Below are 22759 nucleotides of genomic sequence, written 5' to 3' on the forward strand. Positions count from 1 at the left end.
ACCATGTCATTCAGTTATTACGGTCCATTATGCACCGCCGTTTATGATCTCACGAAACCTGTGGGACACTCCTTGGGAGGAGACATTGAATTCTATCGCCATTATCTTCAGCGCTGCAATGGACGTATCCTTGAAGCCATGTCAGGATCAGGCCGAGTGCTCATTCCTTTGCTTGAAGCAGGCTTGAAGGTGGATGGAATTGATTATTCAATGGATATGATCAACTCTTGCCGTTCTCGTTGTATGGAGCGGGCATTACCCATGCCTGAGCTGTTCGTTGCCGATCTGGAGAAGCTTGACCTTCTATATCGATACGAGGCAATTATCATTCCCGGAGGTTCTCTGCTCCTCATCCAAGACAGACAGGCGTCGATTAACGCATTACGTAATCTATTTCAGCATTTAGAACCTGGCGGCAGGCTCGTGTTTGATCTGTTTCTGCCCGATGTGACACAACCCTCTTCTGTAGAAACATCAACCGTTTCATTACCCGATGGTGATACGATCACGGTAGAAGTGAAAACCATTGAAGTGAACCTTCTACAACAGTACAAAGTGAGTCTGATCCGTTACGAACAATGGCATCAGGGTGCTCTTGTTGCTACGGAGCTGCAACAACTTACCTTGCGTTGGTACGGCATAGAAGAGTTACGCCTAATTCTCGAACACATTGGTTTCTCTGACATTAAAGTGTACGCCGACTTTAACCCGGATCAACCACCTACACAGTCGAATCAAAAATTCGTCTATGAAGCGACTCGAAGAGCGTAGTCATCCGTAATCGGATGGATATGATTCTCAATATCCAAAATCAGGCCACAGCATGAGGTTTAACCCATGCTGCGGCCTATTTTACTGTATGAAATTTGCACTAACATTTACACGAAAACGAAGAGGACAGAAATAACTTGAAGAAGCGAAGCTACAAGCTTTCTGCAAGAAAGCTACATCGAAAGCATACACTTCGCCTTTATCCTCAGATCGGAAGGTTATTCTGTCATCGGAGTGGTAAGTGTAAATGTTATTGCAAGTTAGTATCCACGAGAATATTGTTCCGCAATGGCGGCTTGATCCTTGCTGACACCCAGTTCCAGAGCGGCATGGTTCGCCCAGTACGGATCACGCAGCATGCCTCTGCCAACGGCAACCAGATCCGCATCACCGTTTCCGATCACCGCTTGAGCCAACGCTGCATCCTCCAGCATACCCACTGCGATTACAGGAACGTTCAGTTCTTCACGGAAACGACGGGCAAATGGTACCTGATACCCCGGATAGTTCCCCGGTTTCCGCTGTCCGGAAGGACCTTCGCCACCTGAACTGATATGGAACATGTCCACGCCTGCATCTTGGTAGGCACGAGCGATATTGATGGTGTGGTCGATATCGTATCCACCATCCGCGTATTCTACAGCCGAAATCCGCAAAATCAGCGGCATATCTGCGGGCATTTCTTTTTTCACTGCACGAATGACTTCTACGCCAAAACGGGACAGATCCTGCCCATATACATCCTCACGATGGTTCATTAGCGGGGAATGGAACTGGTGGATCAGGTATCCATGTGCACCGTGCAGCTCAATGGTATCTACTCCAGCCTGCACTGCGCGGCGAACACCGTCTGCGAACTTTTGCACCATAGCTTCTACTTCTTCCGTACTTAACGCACGTGGTTCCTTGTACTTTTCTCCCGGGAATGTAACTACCGATGGGGCAACCGGCTGTGGAGCATCCTCTGCTTTTCGTCCCGCATGTGCGATCTGAATAGCTACTTTGGAGCCGTAGGCATGAATTCCATCTACAAGTTTGGTGAAGGCCGGCACATGCTCATCTGACCATATCCCCAAGTCATTATCCGTAATACGTCCATCCGGATCTACATCGGTCATCTCGATTACAATCAGTCCTGTTCCTCCAACCGCACGGCTCACATAGTGAACCTGATGCCAATCGTTCGGAATACCATCCTTCGCAGTGACAGAATATTGGCACATTGGTGCCATGACGACACGGTTATTTAATTGCAGACTCTTGAATTGATAAGGGGAAAATAATTGTTCAGTCATTGGTGTTACATCTCCTGTTCCATGATCATGATATATATGAAGCCTTACTTATTTGTCTAAGTCCGAAAATAGTTTTCCGTTCTTGCCGTAATTGTCCTTCTCCAAATCCTCAATGAAGATAAAGACTTTGCTCGGATCAACATCCAGTGTCTCACAGGCCACCTGAGTCATACGTTCAATCAACTGACGTTTCTGCTCGACCGACTTGCCTTCCAGTACCTTAACCGTGATAAATGGCATGTCTTGAACACATCCTTTCTTCATCATTTATTATGAACCGCAGTTATAGAAATACAAGTACGTACATTTTTGTGACCTAGTACCCTTTTTGATACCTAGTCATCCTCATATTTCGGTTCTGCCCCATTCTGGAAATGACTGCAAAACATGATATGATAACCGTAGAGAACTACAATAATTACTATACCCAATTTACATAAGTTGTGACTAACGGTTACACGATAACGGAGAGGGCAGAAATAACCTGTAGAAGCGAAGCTAAAAGCTTTCTGCAAGAAAGCTACTTCGAAAGCATACACTTCGCCTAAAAGTTTTCTGAAAGAAAGCTGCATCGAAAGCATACGCTATCCTCAGATTTTCACCTTTGTAAAAGTGGATCAAAAAATCTGGGGATAACAGCGATCAGAAGGTTATTCTGGCCTCGTAGTGGATCAGTGTAAAACAAGTAGCTCAACTTATATACTACTCAAGCTAGGGAGCGATAATAGATGAAAGATATATTAATTCAAAGACTGAGTACTTATGTTCAGATGGATACCCAATCCGATGAAAATAGCGAGACATGCCCTTCCACACCCGGCCAACTGGCCTTGGGCAAACTGCTCGTTGAAGAATGTACCTCTATTGGTCTGCAAGATGTGACGATGGATGAGAACGGTTATGTCATGGCTACACTGCCGTCCAATACCGACAAGGATGTTCCCGTAATTGGTTTCCTGGCCCACCTCGATACAGCGACCGACTTTACTGGCAAAAATGTCAAACCACAGGTTATCGATAACTATGACGGTGCTGACATTGTGCTGAACTCGGAGCTGGATGTAGTACTGTCCAACAAGGATTTCCCGGAACTGCACGAGTATAAAGGCCACACCCTGATCACAACTGATGGTACAACGTTGCTTGGTGCAGATAATAAGGCAGGCATTGCTGAGATCATGACGGCGATGGCCTATCTGATTGGACATCCGGAAGTGAAACACGGTAAGATTCGGGTTGCTTTTACCCCAGATGAAGAGATTGGCCGTGGACCGCACAAGTTTGACGTAGCTGCTTTTGGAGCCAAATATGCTTACACAGTTGATGGCGGACCGCTTGGCGAGCTGGAATACGAGAGCTTTAACGCAGCTGCAGCCAAAATTACCGTACGAGGCACCAATGTGCATCCCGGAACAGCGAAGGATAAGATGGTGAACTCTCTGAAAATTGCGATGGAATTGAATCGACGCCTGCCTGTGGAGGAAGCTCCTGAATTCACGGACGGTTATGATGGTTTCTATCATCTATTGTCTCTGGAGGGTGACGTTGAGCTGACGAAAATGAGCTACATCATCCGTGATTTCGACCGGGCGAAGTTTGAAGAGCGCAAAACAAATCTGCTCCATATCGCAAACGAACTGAAGACCAAGTATGGAGAGAAAAGCATCACGGTTGAATTGAATGACCAGTACTATAACATGCGTGAGAAAATTGAACCCGTACGCCAGATCGTCGACATTGCCCATGAAGCCATGACCCGACTGGACATCGAACCTGTTATTCGCCCCATCCGGGGAGGCACAGATGGTTCCCAGCTATCCTATATGGGCATGCCAACACCAAATATCTTCACTGGTGGTGAAAACTACCATGGCAAATTCGAATATGTATCGGTAGACAATATGGTGAAGGCAACCCGTGTCATTGTAGAGATCGCTCAATTGTTCGAACAACGCGGAGATATCTAATCCACTTGAAGTGCAGAGCAAAAAGAGCACCCCTTGGTATATTCGGGAGGGTGCTCTTTGTTGTGCCGTATTGTATTTTATTGTGTCGCGTCATGTCGCTTAGATATGCAGGCTTGGTCTTTATTTTAGAATGCCATCACTCATATATATTGCCTCCTGCGATGACACGCAACTGTTCCAGATCACAGATCACTAGCTTTCGCTGCACTTTGCGAATAATATCTCGATTACACAGATCTTGAACAACTCTATTAAGATGTCTATAGCTGGTGCCCAGCATATCGGCCAGTTCGGTGAGCTTGGAGGTCTGGATCTCTTCCGAAGAAGACTCGTCCTGGCCCATTGTGGACAACAGATAGCTGGCAAATCGGCTCTCGACCGGATATAACATATTCAGACTCGACAGGTTGGAGAAGGTATACAATTTGTGCGTAACTTGACTCAGCATAAAGTGGAGAAACTTAGGGTTCTCTGCATAGGTATTTTGGAGAGCGCGATAGCTGATACCCAGCAGCAGGCTTTTGCTCACAGACTCTACCGTATTCATAGCCTCCTTGCCATTTACCAGTTCCAAATCTCCCACAAGCGCAAGTGGTGTACTGAAACGAAGTAACAGAGACTTGCCGTTAGGCAGGGTGGTATAGATCTTGAGCTTGCCCTGCACGAGAAAATACAACCGCTCAGGTCGTTCACCTTTGGCACATATCATCTCGCCCTTTGCAGCCTCAAGTAGTCGCAACTCAGCGAGCGCAGGCTCGTCCAGCACCTGATCCAACCCATGCTCACGGGCAAGTTGCCGCACAAGCCCAAAGTCCATAATTTCTTTCATTCCGACTTCCCCTCCGTTGTCGTATATAACGTATGTAAAAGGACATATGTCCCATAATTGATATACATTCGTACAAATATCTTGATATAAAAATAGTTACAACTAACACTTATATCCAATAAATCATTTTAGATGGGAAATATTTTAAAATTTAATCATAAAATGTTCATTCTTTCATGCAAAATGCCGTTCACGAAAAGTCATTTCCGTCCGATGAAAGATAGAGCATTCCATAGATCGTTAAAAATAATACATTCAAATATTGAAAGGATGGTCCTCTTCCATGAACGTTGTAGATGCCCTGCTTAAAGTAATGCCTTATATCAGCCTGATCCTCAGAGAACCAGCTAGTTTAACTCTTTACGATCACGAAAAAGTATTAGATGTCATTATGACAGATAAATTTGATCTTGGTTTTGAAAAAGGAATGTCACTCTTGGAATCGTATCAAAACTTTGCCATCTTAAAAAACGGAAGAGAAGCTACTCTCGCTACACTCTCCAAGGAAGTTTATGGTATTGAACTGGATATTCTGAACATTCCGATCTTTGATGATCACCAGAAAGTTGTTGCTGTTTTCTGTGTGTCTTACGACCAATCTAACCAGAACCAACTTGAAGACATTATACAAGAAAATCAAACCATCAATGGTAACCTCGTTGATATGGTGCAACATGTCGCCGCTCATGCCGAAGAATTGCAAGCAACCAGTGAGCAGATCCTGCAGAACACACGGATTGCTGTTCAGAACTCTTCCCAAATCAACAAGGTAGCAGGTTTCATTCGTGAAATCTCTGAACAAACCAACTTGCTTGGCCTGAATGCCGCTATTGAAGCCGCTCGCGTTGGTGAGGCAGGCGCTGGCTTCGGTGTGGTTGCTTCCGAAGTACGCAAACTCTCTGTGGATGCCAAACAAGCTACAAGTGATATCGATACCAGCCTGAGAGATGTACAACAGGTCATCAAACAGATGGAAGTTGAAGTCTCCCAGATTGCAGCCTCTTCACAGGAACAAGCAACGCTTGTAGCATCCTTTACCGATGTGATTGAGCAGCTTAACGAAACAGGGGCACGAATGAAAACTCTATCCGAACAACTGATCAGTTATTCGGTTAAAAAGTAATCAAAACATATCTTTTGATGAACTTTAGCTAGTGCAAAGATACATTTTATATGCAACAAACAGGACTCGGGTTGCCCATGATGGATAATCCAAGTCCTGTTGTTTGTTGTGCCCATTTTATATAACCAACTACGTTCAGATAGAACCTTAATTGGCTAAATGTATTGATTTATCTCCAATAACTTCTTCTTCCGACTGCCAGCATTCCACTTCACCCGGAATATGAATCCGGTCCCGGGTAAAGACGGGATCACGTCCTTCAGCCTTCTGTTTTTTGTAGTCCTTCAACGCTTCGAAAGTCACCTTGGACAGCATCAGAATTGCAATCAGGTTCACCACCACCATGAGCCCCATGAACAGGTCCGCCAAATCCCATACCAGCTGCACTTTGGCTACCGCACCAAACACCACCATCGCGATAACGCAAATACGATATACCCACAGCCAAACTTTGTTGGATTTGATAAACTCAATGTTGGTTTCTCCATAGTAATAATTTCCGATTAGCGTACTGAAGGCAAACAGGAACACCATAACCGCCAGGAATCCCGATGCCCATGAACCAATATGTACACTTAATGCAGCCTGAGTTAATTCAATGCCACCCAGATTGGAACCTTTGTATACCCCGGATAACAAAATAATCATAGCTGTGCTTGTACATATCACTAACGTATCTGTCAGCACGCCAAACGCCTGAATAAGTCCCTGTTTCACCGGATGTGTTGCATCCGCCGTTGCAGCAGCATTCGGGGCGCTACCCATTCCCGCCTCATTGGAGAACAATCCGCGTTTCACACCGTTCATCAGTGCAGCACCTAACGTTCCGCCAGCCACCTGTTCGATGCCGAAGGCGTTTTTGACGATCAACGCAATCATGGCCGGAAGCTGGGTAATATTCGCCAGCACCACAAAAGCCGCTACCCCAATGTACAATACGGCCAGTACAACAACGATGTATTCCGATGCTTTTGCAATCCGTTTGACACCGCCCATGATAATTCCTGCAAATATCACAGCCATAATGATACCCACCGTTAACCGATCCGTGCCAAATGAGTTTTCGAATGCAACAGTAATCGTATTGGACTGCACCGCATTAAAGACCAAACCGAATGAAAGCGTAATGAGAATGGCAAATAAAATTCCCATCCAGCGTTTGCCCAACCCACGTTCCATATAATACGCCGGACCCCCACGGAATCCACCCTTATCCTTCACTTTATAGATCTGAGCCAGCGTACTCTCCACAAAACTGGAGGCCGACCCGATAATTGCAATGATCCACATCCAGAATATAGCACCAGGTCCACCCAGTGCGATAGCCAGTGCAATACCGGTAATATTCCCTGTACCTACACGGGCCGCCATACTAATACAGAACGCCTGAAAAGGTGAAATTTTGCCTGGTTCCTTGCTTTTTGGCTCTAGAAGCACCTTCACCATATCTCCAATCATGCGGAATTGCATGAATCGGGTCTTGGTGGTGAAGTATATACCACATACTACCAATAATATAATTAACACTTTGGACCATAGAAAATCATTGAAAATGACGACAATATCTTGTATTGTTTGCTCCATCGGTATGCCCCTTTTTATGGTGTATTTCAAGCACAGAGATGGTTACGCGAAAAGTTTGTACCATTCTGCACAACACTAGCCCCGGACTTCGGGATGTTACTTATACTACAAGAACATCTACGAAAAACGACAAATACCTACATGCAATTCCTACATTTATTTTAAAAACGGGCTTTGATCGCCCTATCATTGTCATTTAACCTGACATGTCAGGTTCTATGCAAGAAGGAAAGGAACGATTACACTGGAACGAGAGTTCATCGCGGCGTTAACCGCCTTTACCATAGATTTATCAATCACACCATTCGCAGAGAAAGGGAATGACTGACATGCGTTATTTTATCGTGGATGATGATCCTGGCGTTCGTTCCATGTTGATGGATATTATTGAGGATGAAGGCCTGGGCGATATTGCCGGGGAAGCTGAGGACGGAGCACATATTCACGCGGAACTATTGGAACTGCATAAGGTGGATGTACTGCTGATTGATCTGCTGATGCCCCAACGAGACGGGATTCAGACTGTGCGAGCGCTTGAAGGAAGGTTCGAGGGCAAGATCGTCATGATCTCTCAGATCGAGTCCAAAAATATGATCGGAGAAGCCTATTCACTAGGCATTGAATATTATATTACGAAGCCGATTAACCGGTTGGAGATTCTATCTGTTCTGCGGCTGGTGAGCGAAAGGCTTCGGATGCAGCAATCCATCGCAGATATTCAGCGGACATTGCAGGGATTGTCCGGTTTGAATTCTACCGAACGTGCTGGGGCTCCGGTTCCGGACAAAACAATCACGACTGCAGGACATTTCCTGCTGTCCGAGATGGGCATGATCGGCGAAGCGGGCAGCAGGGATCTGCTGGACATGCTGGAATATCTGGAACAGGTAGAGACAGATGAACATAAGCTGTCCCCCTATACGTTCCCATCCCTCAAAGACATCTTCCAGAATGTAGCGATACGTAAACTGGGAGAAGACGCCTCTCTCGCAGAAGTGAACAAGGAGATCAAGGCATCGGAACAACGTGTTCGCAGGGCCATCTTCCAGACTCTGAGCCATGTGGTTTCTCTGGGATTAACAGATTATACACATCCCAAGTTCGAGAACTATGCATCCAAATTTTTCGATTTCACCGAAATTCGTAAGAAAATGCTAGAGCTGCAAAACAATGTGGAGCCTTCCTTGTCCCAGACACGCATTAATACGAAAAAATTCGTACAGGTCCTTTATTTGGAAGCCAAACGATTACTGCATTAAACAGATGCATGATGGATAAGATGCAAAAACAAACGGGCATGAATATTACACCGGTAGGATACCGCCTCTTCAACTGAGGCTGTCCATACCGGCTATATTCATGCCCGTCTGTACGATCAAGCGTTACAATCTATGTGATTTGTTCCGTGTATAAAATTAAAATCGCTTTGGGTTTAGGCCCGTGAATGGTTTCGGCTAATTCGGTTATACTCATTAATCAATTCGTCCAATGCCATAGACTGCCGAATCACATCGGGATGCCCAAGACCACCCTTGTTATGCTCTACCAGCATATGAAGGTTATGTCTGGCCTTCTCTATTTTATTTTTCAAATCCAAACTCATAACCATGACCCCTGATACCTCCTTATTCTGTGAACCATTTTAGTTTTTCCTGTCAATCTATAGTTGGATTAACATATGGCATAGGAGACAAGGATGTTTTGTATTCTTCTCCAAATTTTGATAAAGATTATTTTATCACACTAGAGCTTATCCGAAAATGGCTGATATGACGCAATTTTAGTGGTATCACCGAGGGTTGGATTCTAACGTCTGGCCTCATCATTCACGGCCAGAACGGATTGTGTCGTAAATGTGTATATTGAAAAAACAAAAAGTCTATTGGTTTAAAAGGTAATAAAATCCCTTTCCATAATGGGGTCATTCAGGTACAATAGGGCGATGTGTGTGTCCGGACCCGGCGGATACAAATGATGTAATGTAGAGGACGGCCAACGACGGCCATTGATCCTGATTTGATATTATTGGAGGCTTATCATCACCATGCAGACCGATTCACAGACTAAAGTCAAAATTGTTAACGCCGATCCCAGCGCAATGGGATTATTTGGGTTGGCTATCGTAACCCTGGTCGCTTCTTCCCAAAAGCTTGGCATTACAGAAGGACTTAGCTACGCTATTCCTTGGGCGATCTTCCTGGGTGCTTTTGCCCAGCTATTCGCATGTATTCAAGATTCCAAACGCAACAATACCTTTGGCACAACGGCTTTTGGCGCGTACGCGTTCTTCTGGTTTGCCATGGCTGCCAACTGGATGATCAAAATGGGCGTATTTGGCTCCACTCTCGCTGAACAGGCCGATGGCAAGCAGCTCGGATTTGCTTTTGCCGGATACCTCGTATTCACCCTGTTCATGACGATTGGTGCTATTGAAGCGAATAAAGTATTGCTTATCATCTTCATTCTGATTGACTTCCTGTTCCTTGGCTTGACCTTTGACGCTTTCGGCGTAGCTCCTCACATTTTCCACACCATTGCAGCATACGCTGAACTGGCGATCGGAATTGTGTCCCTGTATGGTACAGGTGCTTCGGTACTGAACGCTCACTTCGGTTATGCGTTCTTGCCGATCGGCAAACCGTCCGGCATTTTCAAACCCAAGGCTTAATATACAGTAGTAAACCGCCAGCGCGCCGGTCCGCGCCTGGCGGTTTTTTTGCAGTCCAACTTCATTTGAATATGTATCAGACCGACACCTATACTAGGGATAATAGATCAGAAGTAGACCCTGAAACACCTGAAATGAAATGTCACAGCAGCCATACTGTCAGGAGGAAAAAAGCATGAGAGAGATACCGAAACCAACGGAGATGGATCAGGTGGAGAAAAAATATGTACGCGAAACACGTTGTTTCAAGACGGCACGGGTGTTCCCAACCGATGTCAACAATCATAATACACTGTTCGGTGGCAAGCTGATGTCCTACATCGATGATATTGCATCCATTGCCGCTTCCAAGCTATGCCGGGTCAATACTGTAACGGCTTCAACCGACTCTGTCGATTTCCTGTACCCGATTAATCCAACGGATTCGGTTACACTTGAATCGTTCGCGTCCTGGACAGGACGAAGTTCCATGGAGATTTTTGTGAAAGTGATTCGAGAGGATCTGAAGACCGGAGAGAAGAAAATTGCGGCGACTGCATTTCTGACCTTTGTGGCCTTGGACGAAAATAATCGCAAACTGATCGTACCCCGCATTATCCCGGAGACGGAAGAAGAGAAGAAACTATACGAGACCGCTCCGGATCGGGCGGCCATGCGGAAACAACGGCGGGAAGAGAGCAAGAAATTCGCTGACTTCCTGACCGTTACTTATCCTTGGGAATAAAAACACGCTAAACAATAACAAGATTGAACACCAGCATTACATTATCTGGTCGATGCCGGATAGATGGACACCGCTCTGCTATCCGGCAGTTCACCACCCATGGAGACACACCACTGCTGATAGATGCGATACGCTGCACCACTCTCCAGTAATCCCTGACACGTGTATATGCCCTCTTCGATGGAATTGACACGCCCCGCCGCATACAAGCGGAAACCTCCATTTAACAAGACCTGATTCACAAAAGCAATATGAGCCTCACCGCTTAACACACTTTCCGCCACTTCAAGCTGCTTCGCAGCCGTCCAGACCAGCTCCGGCACGGGCATATCCAGTTCATAGGCTGCAGGATCAACCAGTTCCAGCTTCATATCACCGTCTTCCACGGCGTATACGCGGGTTGGCCGATCAATATACAGATCCTCAGAACCTTCCATCCCCTGTACAACATAAGCACGCCGATAGTTAAACCGGGTGAGCAACTTCGCAATCCGATCCAGAAAGGTATTATGAAACACACCAAACACCAAATACGGTGAATGGTTATAATCAATCAGTTTCTCTGCTGTGTTAAACACCGTTCGAAAACCCAACTCTTCCCGTAACGGACGAAGCTTACGAAGAGGTTCGCACCAATCCTCGGAGGATGCGTACATGACACCCGAACGCAATGCAGCGCTCCGTGCATCTTCCCGATCTATTTTACGTGTATCAATTCCTGCTTCCTTTAACAGAACCGACAGCGTAACTCCCCATTTGGGTGGTAAAGGGTCACTCCCATGCAAAGTCACCGGCAACCCGGCCGCCGCGAGTACAAACGCAACAGGAAACGTGGCCATGAACGACTTTGTTCGTCCATCATAGGGACCCGCACAGTCCAATCCATCCTGAAATATGGAGAAACGTTCCGCACTGTTACGACAAGCATGAACAAAAGCTTCCAGTTCCTCGACGTTTTCCATTTTCATACGTTCAGCCATTAGGAACGCAGCCGTCTGGGCAGGGGAAACCTCCTGTTTCAGGATTTTCTCTGCTACGGTCAGTGCTTCTGCATAATTCAGATCACGTGAGCCTCGTTTCCCACGTCCGACCTCTCGGAGTATCTGAGACATATCCATGGAGAATCCTCCTTCCAATTAAGACTGGAGCAGTTGATGGGCCTTCACAATCGCTGTGGCTACATCGACCATTCGTTTTCGTTCATCCATCGCTTTCTTGCGTAACAGGTCATAGGCTTCGGCCTCTGAAATCTGCTTCAGATCACTAAGAATAGCCTTCGCCATATCAATCCACTTCCGATCCTCCAGCCTGGATTGCAACTGCTTCCGTTCCTGCTCCCACTGTTTGCGTTCCATGTAGCGTCGGGCTGCAAAGTGAAGAGTCCAGTGAATCTCGGACCCAGTCATGGATGGTGTAAGTATTCCATCAAATGATGTTTCGACCTCGCAGGATTCTGCGGAGGAAGAGGCTGTATCTGGCGCGCACCACCAAAGCAGCGGTGAATCCGACTTCCCCTTTCCCAGGCAGTTCACCCAGTACTCCACATCAGCCAGCGACAGATGCAAAATGGACGCTTCGGCCGCACGAGCTAGCTTCACCGCTTCCGCTTCACTGCCCGCCACCTGTACATGGTACCCGTTTGCTCCCAGTAGCCTCTCCGGTGTCAGAGGGATTGCATCGGATGAGGCAGCTATCGTTGGTTGAACACGGATGACCAATAAAGATCGCATGATGGATCAATCCCTCCCCTATTGCTATAATCAGAGTCCACATCATTTAAGACGTTAATACATGAAAGCAATAAACATGTTACATTACCTAACAAAAATTAAGTAGTGACGATTATGCGTCTTATTTTCAACATTAGAATGATCTTTTCATGCCTCATCATGTTGCAATTAAAAAGGGTGAAACACTATACATGGCACCTTTTCTACAGTATTTATCGTATCCAGCGTGCTAACGTTATCTAGAAGCCTTTAAACTAAGAAGATATACTCGTAAAACTTCGTCGTCCATTCGATATTCCAATAAACTCATGTAAACATAATTAACTTTAAATTTCAAATACTTTTTTATGTTAACTATATTGACATGAATAGATCGATCTTTTATAGTTAAGCCATAACAACTCCATATTTGAATCGATCACAGTTACAACGGCGTAGCTGGTTGAAACGGCAATGAAGCCTGTTTTGCAATCTCGGAGCAAGGGATGCGTATGTATATGCGCAGTCCTCCGAGGCATAACAGGCTTTTTCGATTTTAGAGACAAGGTTTTGAGGCATTTTGCAGAATGGACCTAAGGGGGCTAATCATAATGAGTACAACGAAAAAACTGGTGCTGGTTGGCAATGGCATGGCGGGAATCCGCACAATCGAACATATCCTTAAGCTTGCTCCACACGCTTATGAAATTACAGTCTTCGGCGCAGAGCCGCATCCCAACTACAACCGGATCATGTTATCTTCCGTACTGGCTGGCGGAACATCCATCGAAGATATCGTAATCAATGAGTGGAGCTGGTACGAAGATAACGGCATTCGGGTGTACCCGGGTGACCCGGTCGTTCAGATCGATACCAAGCGCAAGGAAGTTGTATCTCAAAATGGTGTACGCGCAGCCTATGATGAGCTGATTATGGCAACCGGTTCACAGGCGTTCATCCTCCCTCTTCCCGGAGCTAACAAGGAAGGCGTGATCGGTTTCCGCGATATTAAAGACTGCGAGACCATGATGGCAGCATCACAAAAGTATCGCAAAGCTGCCGTCATTGGAGGTGGATTGCTAGGACTGGAAGCAGCGCGGGGGCTGCTCAATCTGGGCATGGACGTCACAGTCATCCATATTAACGGTCATCTGATGGACCGGAACCTAGATTTGCCGGCAGGTCTGATGCTCCAGCGTGAGCTTGAAGAACAGGGCATGAAGTTCCTTTTGAACAAACATACCGAAGAAATCACAGGCAAACAACGAGTAAAGGCCATTCGTTTTACTGATCAAACGGTGCTTGAAGCGGATCTGGTTGTCATGGCTGTCGGGATTCACCCTCAGATTGAACTGGCTCGCAATACCGGCCTCGATGTGAATCGTGGAGTCATTGTAGATGATTATATGCATACCAGCATCCCTAGTATATCTGCCGTCGGCGAATGTGCAGAACACCGCGGTATTGCCTACGGACTGGTTGCTCCATTATATGAACAAGGTATGGTGCTCGCAAAACGCCTGGCTGGCGCGGCAACCGAAGGATACGAAGGTTCAGTCACTTCTACCAAACTGAAAGTATCCGGTGTGGACGTATTCTCTGCCGGACAATTCAAAGACGCTGCGGACACTCGCAGCATTCGTATTCAGGATGACGTTGATGGTGTGTACAAAAAGATGGTGATCAAAGACGGACAGCTGATCGGAGCTGTATTGTTCGGGGATACCACGGATGGCGCATCGCTGTTTTCCCTCATTAAGAGTGGTGAGAACATCAGTGGTCGGGAGAAAGAAATTTTGCTCGGTGTACCTTCCGGTGGTTCAGGCTCGGGTCCATCTGTCGCAGAACGAATGGCGAGTATGCCGGATGACGAGATCGTCTGTGGTTGTAACGGTGTGACCAAAGCTTCCATTGGAGACGCCGTTCTGAATAAAGGCTGTAATACACTCGGTGCAATCAAATCCTGTACCAAAGCTTCCGCTTCTTGCGGTGGGTGCAAACCTATTATCGAAAACCTGCTCACATATTATGCCGGTGATAATGTAGGTGAACAGACTAAAGAAGGCATCTGTGGCTGTACATCCTATGATCGGGATGAGATTGTTGCACAGATCAAGGAGATGGGACTCAAAAGCGTCAATGAAGTCATGAATGTTCTCGGTTGGAATGAACCGGAAGGTTGCTCCAAGTGCCGCCCTTCCCTCAACTATTATCTCGGGATGATCTGGCCGGCTGAATACACAGATGAGCGTGTATCCAAATTCACCAATGAACGTTATCACGCCAATATCCAGAAAGACGGTACCTACTCCGTTATTCCACGGATCTATGGTGGTGTCACTTCCCCAGCGGAATTGATCAAGATTGCAACTGTTGCAGAGAAATACGATGTGCCGTTGGTGAAATTCACGGGTGGACAGCGACTCGATCTGCTCGGTGTACAGAAAGAGAACCTGCCGAAGATCTGGGAGGAACTCGATATGCCTTCCGGTTTTGGTTATGGCAAGGCGCTTCGTACGGTGAAGACTTGTGTAGGTAATACGTTCTGCCGATTCGGCACACAAGATTCCATTGAGATGGGTATTCGTCTGGAGAAAAAACTCGACAAGATGGTGGCTCCAGCCAAAGTGAAACTCGCTGTCTCCGGATGTCCGCGGAACTGTGCTGAAGCGACCATCAAGGATCTGGGTGTTGTCGCCATTGATGGCGCTTGGGAGATTCATGTTGGCGGTAACGCGGGAGTCAAGGTTCGTGCAGCCGAGTTGCTGTGTACGGTGAAGACCGATGCGGAAGTGGAAGAGTGGACTTACTCTTACCTGCAATATTATAGAGAGAACGCAAAATGGAATGAGAGAACAGCGGCTTGGATTGAACGGGTTGGTCTGGATCATGTGAAGGAAGCATTGGCGGATCGGGATGTACGTCTCGCTCTGGTTGAACGTCTGGAAGTAACACTGGGTCACACGGTTGATCCTTGGAAAGAAATCATTCAAGACGAGAAATTGCGTAAAAACTTCACCCCACTGTCCGGTGCCGAGCCGGTAACCCACTAGAAGAGGAGGAACAGCGATGAACAAATTCCGGATTGGACACCTTGCAGATATTGATGAAAAGGGAGCACGGACCTTCCTGATACAGGATACCGAAATTGCAGTCTTCAAACTGAGCGACGGAAGTCTGCATGCCGTCGAGAATCGCTGCCCTCACAAGGGCGGCAAGCTGTCCGAAGGCATGGTGTGCGGGACAGCGGTTCATTGTCCTTTGCATGATTGGAAGATTGATCTGCGTAACGGTAAGGTACACGAGCCGGATGAAGGCTGCTTGAATACCTACAAAACAGAAGTAGACGGCAACAGCGGAGAAATCTTCATCACAATTGCGGGTTAAAGGCTAGAGATACCCTGACATCAAGGAGGCGTGCGCTATGGATTTTGTTAAACCTGCAGAAGTGTTGCAATCGATGATCGAAGCTGGTGAGAGCAAAGCCAGAATGAATCGGGTACAGATGCTGATCCGCGGTTTTCTGGCGGGGGCTATCCTTGCCTTTGCAACCACACTGGCATATACCGCTGTATCTCAAACTTCCGTTGGTTTGGCAGGTGCACTGATATTCCCGGCGGGATTTGTCATCATTATTCTGCTGGGTCTCGAATTGGTGACAGGAAACTTTGCGATGCTTCCACTCGCAGTGTTGAAACGCAGAATTACATGGATGGATATGCTTCGAAATTATTTTTGGGTGATCACAGGACATCTGCTCGGATGTGCATTCTATGCTCTCTTATACGGCCTGACCATTACCAGGATGGGTACGGATATGAGCAACCCTCTAATTCAAACGCTGATCCAGAACAGTGAAACCAAAACATTGGGGTATCAGCACTTGGGTGGGGATGGCATTGTACTGGTCATCATCAAAGCCATTCTATGTAACTGGATGGTCACACTCGGGGCAGTGATGGCAATGACGTCCACTTCTACACTGGGCAAAATCGTAGCGATGTGGCTGCCCATTACCATATTTTTCGCTCAGGGATTTGAGCATGCTGTGGTAAATATGTTTGTCATCCCGGCAGGCATGATGCTCGGTGCACAGGTCACTATGGCTGACTGGTGGCTATGGAATCAGATCCCGGTGTTGTTGGGTAACCTCATTGGCGGAGCTGTATTTACAGGCCTCGGTCTATATGCTGCACACCACTGGGGGAATCCGGTGAAACTATCGACGAAACTGGCAACCATTCAGGGTGGTCGTTCAGGATTGGCAAGTTCTGATGCTGCACCGAAATTGGGGACACGATCATGAGCCGGGGCCTGGTTAGTATTGTTGGCGCTGGTCCTGGAGATCCGGAACTGATTACGGTAAAAGCCCTGAAACGTATTCAGTCCGCAGATGTCATTATGTATGATCGGCTTGTGAATGATCAATTGCTCGCTGAAGCTCGTGAAGGAGCACTCCGCATCTACTGCGGCAAGGCTCCAGGCCTTCATTCCATGAGTCAGGAGATGATTGGACGGATGCTGGCTGCCCATGCAGCGGAAGGCAAACAAGTCGTAAGACTCAAGGGTGGCGATCCGTTCATCTTTGGCCGTGGTGGTGAAGAAGCGCTTGTGCTGGCGGAAGCAGGGATTGCATTTGAGATCATTCCTGGCATCACTTCAGCTGTAGGTACATCCGCTTCATCCCTTATTCCGTTAACCCATCGCGGGGTTGCTTCATCCTTCGCATGTGTCACGGGAACCGGCAGTGATGGAAGTGTATCTTCGGTCCGCTGGGATCTACTTGCCCATAGTGTGGATACACTGGTCATCTACATGGGTATTAGCCAACTGCCCCAGATTCAACATGAATTGCTTCACCATGGCAAAAGTGGACACACCCCTGCGGCTTTAATCGAACGAGGAACCACTTCGGAGGAACGGATTATTACCGGCACACTTGCCGAACTCCATTCCCTCGCCCTGTTACATCAAGTGAATAATCCGGCATTGATTATGGTCGGAGAGTCCGTTCTGATCCGCGAACAGCTGCTTCAGATGCAACAGGCCGCGAACGCCTCCATGACAGGATAATCGAATTGGATTTCTTCATCTATATCAATTGAACTAAACATTTACACAAAACGGAGAGGACAGAAACGACCTGAAGAAGCGGAGCGTTCGCCTTTATCCCCGGATTTACCCTTTATAAAGGAATCAAAAAAATCTGGGGATAACAGCGATCGGAAGGTTGTTCTGTCATCGGAGTGTGCAGTGTAAATATTCTTTAGTTCAAGTGATATAGAACAAAACTCTCATTCGACCTTTAATCCAACAGCATACGCTCGTGAATAGTCCGACCCTTCTGCCCTGGTTCAATCAGCAGACGGGTCGGTTTGATGTTAATCAGCGCCGTAAGCTGCTCTCCCATATAATGCGCAGAATACTTGAATCCAATCTCTGCCCAATGCATGATTACACCTACCGTTGCAGATACCAGATAACTTAACATGATGTCGTAATTAATCGTCCACTCACTATCCTCGGTCACCAATACAAAATCTTCGGTTAGATACGTTCTAAACATATTGCACAGCCGGGAGCTCATATCTGAATGCATCGTTATTAATGCACGAAAGATATCCTGATGGGCTTCAATATATTCGAATACAGGCATCGTGGATGGCAGCAATACAGTCATGTCCACTTCTTTGAGCTGTGCGTATGGTTCTGCATAAGCTCGCCCCACTCCCTGCATAAAATCATCCAGAATGAACTGCAACAACTCCGGTTTGCCGGGAAAATGTAAATAGAAGGTTCCCCGGTTGTAATCCGCCCGTTCCGTAATATCCCGGATTGTGAGGGCATCCGCTCCCTTCTCTAATATCAAAGAAACCGCCGCAGCGATGATCGCATCCTGCGTTCTTCGTGCTCTCCGGTCCTGAGGATGTTCAATGATCAACATTTTCGCCTCCTTTGTTCATTATTGTAATATAAATGAACACCGCTTACACCTCTGTCCGATAGCTGACATATGCGATGTCAATGATTATTGTCACATTGCTATGTATATCTTAACATTGAGACAGGAAAGATAGACGACAGGTTGAAACTTTTTTTGAGAAATACCTGCCAATAATGAATAAGGAGCGGATTTATCATGAGTACATCTTATAAACATACAGCCGTTATTACAGGAGCAGCCGGGGGCATTGGTAAAGAATTGGCACGCCGCCTTGCTGAGCGCAAAATTAACTTGGTTCTGGTGGACCTGAATGAAGAAGCTATCCAACAGACGATTACTGATCTGAACCTCGACAAAGAGCACGTCATCGCCGTAAAAGCGAACGTATCCCAAGAAGCAGACGTGAAAAACTATGTGCAAAAAGCATTAGATGCTTTTGGTCGAATCGATTATTTTGCCAACAATGCCGGAATTGAAGGTCCAACAGGGCTGATCGAAGACCTGAGTGTTGAAGCACTCGACACCGTATATAACGTCAACATTCGTGGAGTATTCCTGGGTCTGCAAAATGTCATTCCAGTGATGAAAAAACAAAAATCCGGTGCGATTCTTAATACCTCTTCCCTCGCGGGTCTGATGGGTGCACCTGCTGTATCTCCATATATTATGTCCAAACATGCCGTAGTTGGTCTCACGCGTACCGCTGCAAATGAATTGGCACCTTATAATATCCGGGTTAACGCTGTATTGCCAGGCACAATCAACACACGTATGATGCGCCAGATCGAAGCTAATTCCGGTAACGTGGAAGATTATCAATCAGCAACCGTGTCCAGCATTCCAATGGGCCGTTACGGTGAACCGGAAGAAGTGGCTGCGGTAATGAACTTCCTGTTGTCCGAAGAAGCATCCTATGTAACAGCTTCCCTTTACACCGTAGATGGCGGTATGGTGGGTCAATAAGAAGCTATAAACGGTGGGATTGATAGGGATTGGGTCGATAGAACTTCAAGTCCATCCTTAAAAAAGTTATACCGACAGGTGTTCCCGAAGGGATGCCTGGTCACTACAATCTAAAAAAGGCCTCAACACCACAGTATTGTGGAGTTGAGGTCTTTTTGACAGTACAACACTTGCCATGCATTAGGCTGCATCTGTGAGATTTCACTTTTGAAACAGCCATTTAATGTCTCGTTGCACCATGTGATCACTCTAAGTTACTCTAACGAACCTAGGGCACCTTATTTCGGCAAAAAGCGCTTATTTCCCGAACTAACGAATCTCAGACACGCTAATTCCGCGGAAATGCTTTAACTGCATGGGAAAGTTCTAAAATCCATAGAATAACGTGTCTGAGATTCGTTACATTCCCAAACGAGCGAGAAATACTCGAATAGCGCGTGTGAGATTCGTTAGATTTTGCCCACGCTTAACTTAATCGACGTATCCCGCATGACCCTTGTCCATCAAGTAGTCCATCTCCGCATCCAGGATGCTTTCCACGGTCAACTCATCCAGCTTCACATCTTTACGACTAAGGATATAGTCAGCCAGATCATCGCCGTCAATATCCACATCGTTACCTTTGGAATTTTCGTGCGCCTTGTTGATGTACGCTTGCTCATGCTTCAACACAAGGGCGATATTCTCCTGGCTTGCCTTCGTTTTATCTGCAATATATTGCATCATTTCTTGTTCATTAATTGCGTTTGCTTCTGCCACGTTCAGTCATCTCCTTGATTCATACATACTGTTGCCATTGTAGCATAGGTTAACCCATTACAGGCAGAACTTATGCCTGAAGAACAATTATAGAGCGGGAGCGAAGAATTAGTGTTGAGCCGAAACGTAGGTAGCATTTTTTCATACGCTGGCTCATCACTCTGCCCCTACGACAACCGCACGTAAAATGTAGCACCCTCTCCAACTACACTTCGAGCATACACCTCTCCTTTGTGCTGATCCACAATGGAACGAGCAATCGCAAGCCCCAGACCATGCCCACCATGTTTGCGGGCTCTTGACGAATCGGTACGATAGAATCGATCGAAGATCCGATCCAGATGTTCGGGTGCAATGCCTTCACCTGTATTGGATACGGCCAGCACGACATCATTATTCTGTTTCTGGAGGGTGACGTTTACGGCGCCTTTGGGACCGGAATACTTCACCGCATTATCGAGCAGGATCAGAATGACCTGTTTGATCTGCTCACTGTTCCCATGAACCGTAAGATTCGGCTCAATGTTGTAATCGAGGGAGATGTTTTTCTCAAAAATAACGGCCTCCATCGGCAAAATAATACTCTCCACCGCATCGCTTATATTAAACTTCGCATGAATCATCGTGGAGCGTGAGTCATCCATCTGTGTCAGATAGAGCAGATCATTCGTAAGTCCCGTCATGCGCTCGGTTTCCGACTTGATATAGTGCAGCCACTTCGCTTGGTTTGCTATAGTATCCTCCTGATTGGCAAGCAGTACGTCGGCATTGGTATTGATGATCGCCAGAGGTGTCTTCAGCTCATGTGAAGCATCACCGATGAATTGTTTTTGCTTCTCAAACGCTTCTCTGACTGGTGCAATGGAGCGATTCGCAAAATAACGGCTCAGGAAGTAGATCACAATCAACATGACCAGTCCAACAATAGCAAATGTATAGATCAGATTCGTCAGAATGCCTTGTTGTGCCGTCACATCAATAAATACGATCATATGCCCGTCACCGCTCGGATCAACCACATAAGCCCAGTCCGTTCCATCCAGCGTAAATTGCCCCGTCTGCCGTTCCGAATCACCAACTTTATTCTGGTCAACCTTTTGCAGCGCCTCGGTGTAGAACGTATCTTCCATATCAAATCGGGAATGTGTATCCGTAATCTTCCACTTATCATCCGTCTTAATCATGAACGAAACGGAACGTGCCGGAGGTGAGTTGGGATCACCTCCCGGTCCTCCATTATCACCACCCATGGTATCGGAAGGAAACGAATCTGAACCAGAACTTGAACCAGAGCCTGTACTACCCCCTGTACCGGAACCCTGCCCTTCCCCGCGCGGCATCTTGGATGAATTATAAGGACTGTGATAGAAATCAGACACCTTGTACAACTCCATATTTGTCTCACGTTGCACATTCTGATAAGTAATTGTATAGATCGTCGCAAATGCCACCAGCATCATAATGGAGATGGACACCAGATTCACGATCAGGAAGCGATTTCGAAGTTTCTTGAACATCAGGACGTCACCTCAAGTACATACCCCACACCCCGAATCGTGTTAATGCGAACGGCAGAGTTCAGGAAGGTTAACTTTTTGCGTAAAAAAGAGATATATACTTCCACATTGTTATACTCCACTTCCGAATCAAATCCCCATAACTTCTCAATAATCTGCTCTTTGGAGGTAATCGCCTGTTTGCGGGCAATCAACAGCTCCAACAGTTCATTCTCCTTCAGATTCAGCTTAATCTCCTTACCCTGTACGCTCAGCTTCAGTTGAGTTGTATTCAGCTCAATGTCGCCAAACTTCAGTCCATCCTCGGGAACCACTTCTCCCTTCCGTCTTAAGGCTGCTCGAATTCGGGCCAGCAATTCCTCTGTGGCGAAGGGCTTGGCGATATAATCATCGGCACCATAATCGAGGCCTGTGACTTTGTCCGATAATTCACCTTTCGCCGTAAGCAGAATGACAGGTGTATGATTCCCTTCACTGCGGAGTTTCCTCAGGACGGTGATCCCGTCCATCTCCGGCATCATGATGTCGAGTAGTAACAGGTCGTAGATGCCGCTCTGCGCATAATCGAGTCCTGACCTGCCGTCGTGGACCATGTCCACGGAGTAGTTGTTTTTTTTCAAAATCTGCGATACAGCCTCTGCCAAATGAACCTCATCTTCCGCAATTAATATTCTCATCATCTATTCATTCCTCTGCTTGAATTATTTCTCTCAATGGACTTGTTTTATATGTTCTTATTCTATCAATCAAACCTTGAATCAATCTTAATTCATTTTGTGTATGCGCACTATTATAGGAAGGTAAAAAAATGTTAACGCAATGTAAAACCATTTAAGATTCATTCAAGGTTGGGGCTCTAAGATACAGACATGGAAGCAATACACGATGCAACAAAACATACAACCC

Annotated in this window: 22 protein-coding genes; 11 read left to right on the top strand and 11 right to left on the bottom strand. The window is 46.5% G+C overall.

Going from position 1 to position 22759, the window contains the following annotated elements; all coding sequences use genetic code 11:
- Nucleotides 1–3: 3 nt before the first annotated feature.
- Entirely contained in the window at nucleotides 4–771 is a 768-nt protein-coding gene (locus MHH25_RS29510; protein WP_036671634.1) for a class I SAM-dependent methyltransferase, read from the top strand.
- A gap of 260 nt (nucleotides 772–1031) precedes the next feature.
- On the opposite strand, the gene MHH25_RS29515 is transcribed toward MHH25_RS29510, so the two are convergent.
- Nucleotides 1032–2066, bottom strand: a complete 1035-nt coding sequence (locus MHH25_RS29515; protein WP_017691643.1) for an NADH:flavin oxidoreductase/NADH oxidase — start codon at nucleotides 2064–2066, stop codon at nucleotides 1032–1034.
- Between the two features lie 48 nt (nucleotides 2067–2114).
- Entirely contained in the window at nucleotides 2115–2306 is a 192-nt protein-coding gene (locus tag MHH25_RS29520) for a 2-hydroxymuconate tautomerase family protein (protein ID WP_017691642.1), read from the bottom strand.
- 488 nt (nucleotides 2307–2794) lie between these two features.
- Between MHH25_RS29520 and pepT the strand changes: the two genes are divergently transcribed.
- Nucleotides 2795–4033 carry a peptidase T gene (pepT, locus tag MHH25_RS29525; protein ID WP_340018738.1) on the top strand — a complete coding sequence of 413 codons (1239 nt, stop codon included), beginning with the start codon at nucleotides 2795–2797 and terminating at the stop codon, nucleotides 4031–4033.
- Between the two features lie 136 nt (nucleotides 4034–4169).
- On the opposite strand, the gene MHH25_RS29530 is transcribed toward pepT, so the two are convergent.
- Nucleotides 4170–4862, bottom strand: coding sequence for a cyclic nucleotide-binding domain-containing protein (locus MHH25_RS29530; RefSeq protein WP_047840885.1), 693 nt, complete (start codon nucleotides 4860–4862; stop codon nucleotides 4170–4172).
- A gap of 283 nt (nucleotides 4863–5145) precedes the next feature.
- Between MHH25_RS29530 and MHH25_RS29535 the strand changes: the two genes are divergently transcribed.
- Complete coding sequence (locus tag MHH25_RS29535) at nucleotides 5146–5985, top strand: methyl-accepting chemotaxis protein (RefSeq protein ID WP_340018739.1); 840 nt, start codon at nucleotides 5146–5148, stop codon at nucleotides 5983–5985.
- A gap of 147 nt (nucleotides 5986–6132) precedes the next feature.
- Here the strand turns inward: MHH25_RS29535 and MHH25_RS29540 are convergent, their stop codons facing one another.
- A complete protein-coding gene (locus MHH25_RS29540) occupies nucleotides 6133–7569 on the bottom strand; it encodes an alanine/glycine:cation symporter family protein (protein ID WP_340018740.1) in 1437 nt (478 codons plus the stop codon).
- Between the two features lie 329 nt (nucleotides 7570–7898).
- On the opposite strand from MHH25_RS29540, the gene MHH25_RS29545 reads away from it, so the two are divergent.
- Nucleotides 7899–8828 (top strand): response regulator, encoded by a 930-nt coding sequence (locus MHH25_RS29545; RefSeq protein WP_036612142.1) that lies wholly within the window; start codon nucleotides 7899–7901, stop codon nucleotides 8826–8828.
- Between the two features lie 173 nt (nucleotides 8829–9001).
- On the opposite strand, the gene MHH25_RS29550 is transcribed toward MHH25_RS29545, so the two are convergent.
- On the bottom strand, nucleotides 9002–9178 hold the full coding sequence (locus tag MHH25_RS29550; RefSeq protein WP_017691636.1) for an aspartyl-phosphate phosphatase Spo0E family protein: 177 nt from the start codon (nucleotides 9176–9178) through the stop codon (nucleotides 9002–9004).
- Nucleotides 9179–9613: 435 nt separating this feature from the next.
- On the opposite strand from MHH25_RS29550, the gene MHH25_RS29555 reads away from it, so the two are divergent.
- Both MHH25_RS29555 and MHH25_RS29560 read left to right on the top strand, forming a co-directional pair.
- The gene (locus tag MHH25_RS29555; protein WP_036671640.1) at nucleotides 9614–10237 is read left to right on the top strand and encodes a GPR1/FUN34/YaaH family transporter; all 624 of its coding nucleotides are present in this window, start codon (nucleotides 9614–9616) and stop codon (nucleotides 10235–10237) included.
- Nucleotides 10238–10448: 211 nt separating this feature from the next.
- Nucleotides 10449–10961 (top strand): acyl-CoA thioesterase, encoded by a 513-nt coding sequence (locus tag MHH25_RS29560; RefSeq protein WP_026081401.1) that lies wholly within the window; start codon nucleotides 10449–10451, stop codon nucleotides 10959–10961.
- A 41-nt stretch (nucleotides 10962–11002) separates the two neighbouring features.
- Here MHH25_RS29560 and MHH25_RS29565 read toward each other — a convergent pair whose 3' ends face one another.
- Nucleotides 11003–12079, bottom strand: a complete 1077-nt coding sequence (locus MHH25_RS29565) for an anthranilate phosphoribosyltransferase (protein WP_047840886.1) — start codon at nucleotides 12077–12079, stop codon at nucleotides 11003–11005.
- A gap of 18 nt (nucleotides 12080–12097) precedes the next feature.
- Complete coding sequence (locus tag MHH25_RS29570; RefSeq protein ID WP_100528196.1) at nucleotides 12098–12691, bottom strand: ANTAR domain-containing protein; 594 nt, start codon at nucleotides 12689–12691, stop codon at nucleotides 12098–12100.
- Nucleotides 12692–13281: 590 nt separating this feature from the next.
- Here MHH25_RS29570 and nirB point away from each other — a divergent pair.
- Genes nirB through cobA form a run of 4 tightly spaced genes read left to right on the top strand, consistent with a single transcriptional unit; the run spans nucleotide 13282 to nucleotide 17743 of the window.
- Nucleotides 13282–15723, top strand: a complete 2442-nt coding sequence (nirB, locus tag MHH25_RS29575) for a nitrite reductase large subunit NirB (protein WP_340018741.1) — start codon at nucleotides 13282–13284, stop codon at nucleotides 15721–15723.
- A gap of 16 nt (nucleotides 15724–15739) precedes the next feature.
- The gene (gene nirD / locus MHH25_RS29580) at nucleotides 15740–16057 is read left to right on the top strand and encodes a nitrite reductase small subunit NirD (protein WP_036612155.1); all 318 of its coding nucleotides are present in this window, start codon (nucleotides 15740–15742) and stop codon (nucleotides 16055–16057) included.
- A 37-nt stretch (nucleotides 16058–16094) separates the two neighbouring features.
- Complete coding sequence (locus tag MHH25_RS29585) at nucleotides 16095–16976, top strand: formate/nitrite transporter family protein (RefSeq protein ID WP_340018742.1); 882 nt, start codon at nucleotides 16095–16097, stop codon at nucleotides 16974–16976.
- Nucleotides 16973–17743, top strand: coding sequence for a uroporphyrinogen-III C-methyltransferase (gene cobA / locus MHH25_RS29590; RefSeq protein WP_036671651.1), 771 nt, complete (start codon nucleotides 16973–16975; stop codon nucleotides 17741–17743). Before MHH25_RS29585 ends, cobA begins: the two co-directional genes overlap by 4 nt.
- 232 nt (nucleotides 17744–17975) lie before the next feature.
- Here cobA and MHH25_RS29595 read toward each other — a convergent pair whose 3' ends face one another.
- Nucleotides 17976–18614 carry a TetR family transcriptional regulator gene (locus MHH25_RS29595; protein WP_036671653.1) on the bottom strand — a complete coding sequence of 213 codons (639 nt, stop codon included), beginning with the start codon at nucleotides 18612–18614 and terminating at the stop codon, nucleotides 17976–17978.
- Between the two features lie 195 nt (nucleotides 18615–18809).
- Here MHH25_RS29595 and MHH25_RS29600 point away from each other — a divergent pair, with 195 nt between their 5' ends.
- Nucleotides 18810–19577: an SDR family oxidoreductase gene (locus tag MHH25_RS29600; protein WP_036671654.1), complete on the top strand. Its 768-nt coding sequence runs from the start codon at nucleotides 18810–18812 to the stop codon at nucleotides 19575–19577.
- Nucleotides 19578–20048: 471 nt separating this feature from the next.
- Here the strand turns inward: MHH25_RS29600 and MHH25_RS29605 are convergent, their stop codons facing one another.
- The 3 genes from MHH25_RS29605 to MHH25_RS29615 form a co-directional block, all read right to left on the bottom strand.
- Nucleotides 20049–20303, bottom strand: coding sequence for a hypothetical protein (locus MHH25_RS29605; RefSeq protein ID WP_036612324.1), 255 nt, complete (start codon nucleotides 20301–20303; stop codon nucleotides 20049–20051).
- A 200-nt stretch (nucleotides 20304–20503) separates the two neighbouring features.
- Entirely contained in the window at nucleotides 20504–21853 is a 1350-nt protein-coding gene (locus MHH25_RS29610) for a HAMP domain-containing sensor histidine kinase (protein ID WP_340018743.1), read from the bottom strand.
- Nucleotides 21853–22530, bottom strand: a complete 678-nt coding sequence (locus MHH25_RS29615; protein ID WP_339200076.1) for a response regulator transcription factor — start codon at nucleotides 22528–22530, stop codon at nucleotides 21853–21855. The genes MHH25_RS29610 and MHH25_RS29615 overlap by 1 nt, the downstream gene beginning before the upstream one ends.
- Nucleotides 22531–22759: the final 229 nt, after the last annotated feature.

This window comes from Paenibacillus sp. FSL H3-0457 (assembly GCF_037981725.1).
Classification (GTDB): Bacteria; Bacillota; Bacilli; order Paenibacillales; family Paenibacillaceae; genus Paenibacillus; species Paenibacillus amylolyticus.

What these genes read in the sequence shown, in the direction of transcription:
- MHH25_RS29555 (WP_036671640.1), top strand. Translation starts at nt 9,614, where the DNA reads ATGCAGACCGATTCACAGACTAAAGTCAAAATTGTTAACGCCGATCCC.
- MHH25_RS29545 (WP_036612142.1), top strand. Translation starts at nt 7,899, where the DNA reads ATGCGTTATTTTATCGTGGATGATGATCCTGGCGTTCGTTCCATGTTG.
- MHH25_RS29550 (WP_017691636.1), bottom strand. Translation starts at nt 9,178, where the DNA reads ATGGTTATGAGTTTGGATTTGAAAAATAAAATAGAGAAGGCCAGACAT.
- MHH25_RS29515 (WP_017691643.1), bottom strand. Translation starts at nt 2,066, where the DNA reads ATGACTGAACAATTATTTTCCCCTTATCAATTCAAGAGTCTGCAATTA.
- MHH25_RS29520 (WP_017691642.1), bottom strand. Translation starts at nt 2,306, where the DNA reads ATGCCATTTATCACGGTTAAGGTACTGGAAGGCAAGTCGGTCGAGCAG.
- cobA (WP_036671651.1), top strand. Translation starts at nt 16,973, where the DNA reads ATGAGCCGGGGCCTGGTTAGTATTGTTGGCGCTGGTCCTGGAGATCCG.
- pepT (WP_340018738.1), top strand. Translation starts at nt 2,795, where the DNA reads ATGAAAGATATATTAATTCAAAGACTGAGTACTTATGTTCAGATGGAT.
- MHH25_RS29530 (WP_047840885.1), bottom strand. Translation starts at nt 4,862, where the DNA reads ATGAAAGAAATTATGGACTTTGGGCTTGTGCGGCAACTTGCCCGTGAG.
- nirB (WP_340018741.1), top strand. Translation starts at nt 13,282, where the DNA reads ATGAGTACAACGAAAAAACTGGTGCTGGTTGGCAATGGCATGGCGGGA.
- nirD (WP_036612155.1), top strand. Translation starts at nt 15,740, where the DNA reads ATGAACAAATTCCGGATTGGACACCTTGCAGATATTGATGAAAAGGGA.
- MHH25_RS29565 (WP_047840886.1), bottom strand. Translation starts at nt 12,079, where the DNA reads ATGGATATGTCTCAGATACTCCGAGAGGTCGGACGTGGGAAACGAGGC.
- MHH25_RS29540 (WP_340018740.1), bottom strand. Translation starts at nt 7,569, where the DNA reads ATGGAGCAAACAATACAAGATATTGTCGTCATTTTCAATGATTTTCTA.
- MHH25_RS29595 (WP_036671653.1), bottom strand. Translation starts at nt 18,614, where the DNA reads ATGTTGATCATTGAACATCCTCAGGACCGGAGAGCACGAAGAACGCAG.
- MHH25_RS29605 (WP_036612324.1), bottom strand. Translation starts at nt 20,303, where the DNA reads ATGATGCAATATATTGCAGATAAAACGAAGGCAAGCCAGGAGAATATC.
- MHH25_RS29615 (WP_339200076.1), bottom strand. Translation starts at nt 22,530, where the DNA reads ATGAGAATATTAATTGCGGAAGATGAGGTTCATTTGGCAGAGGCTGTA.
- MHH25_RS29535 (WP_340018739.1), top strand. Translation starts at nt 5,146, where the DNA reads ATGAACGTTGTAGATGCCCTGCTTAAAGTAATGCCTTATATCAGCCTG.
- MHH25_RS29600 (WP_036671654.1), top strand. Translation starts at nt 18,810, where the DNA reads ATGAGTACATCTTATAAACATACAGCCGTTATTACAGGAGCAGCCGGG.
- MHH25_RS29510 (WP_036671634.1), top strand. Translation starts at nt 4, where the DNA reads ATGTCATTCAGTTATTACGGTCCATTATGCACCGCCGTTTATGATCTC.
- MHH25_RS29585 (WP_340018742.1), top strand. Translation starts at nt 16,095, where the DNA reads ATGGATTTTGTTAAACCTGCAGAAGTGTTGCAATCGATGATCGAAGCT.
- MHH25_RS29610 (WP_340018743.1), bottom strand. Translation starts at nt 21,853, where the DNA reads ATGTTCAAGAAACTTCGAAATCGCTTCCTGATCGTGAATCTGGTGTCC.
- MHH25_RS29570 (WP_100528196.1), bottom strand. Translation starts at nt 12,691, where the DNA reads ATGCGATCTTTATTGGTCATCCGTGTTCAACCAACGATAGCTGCCTCA.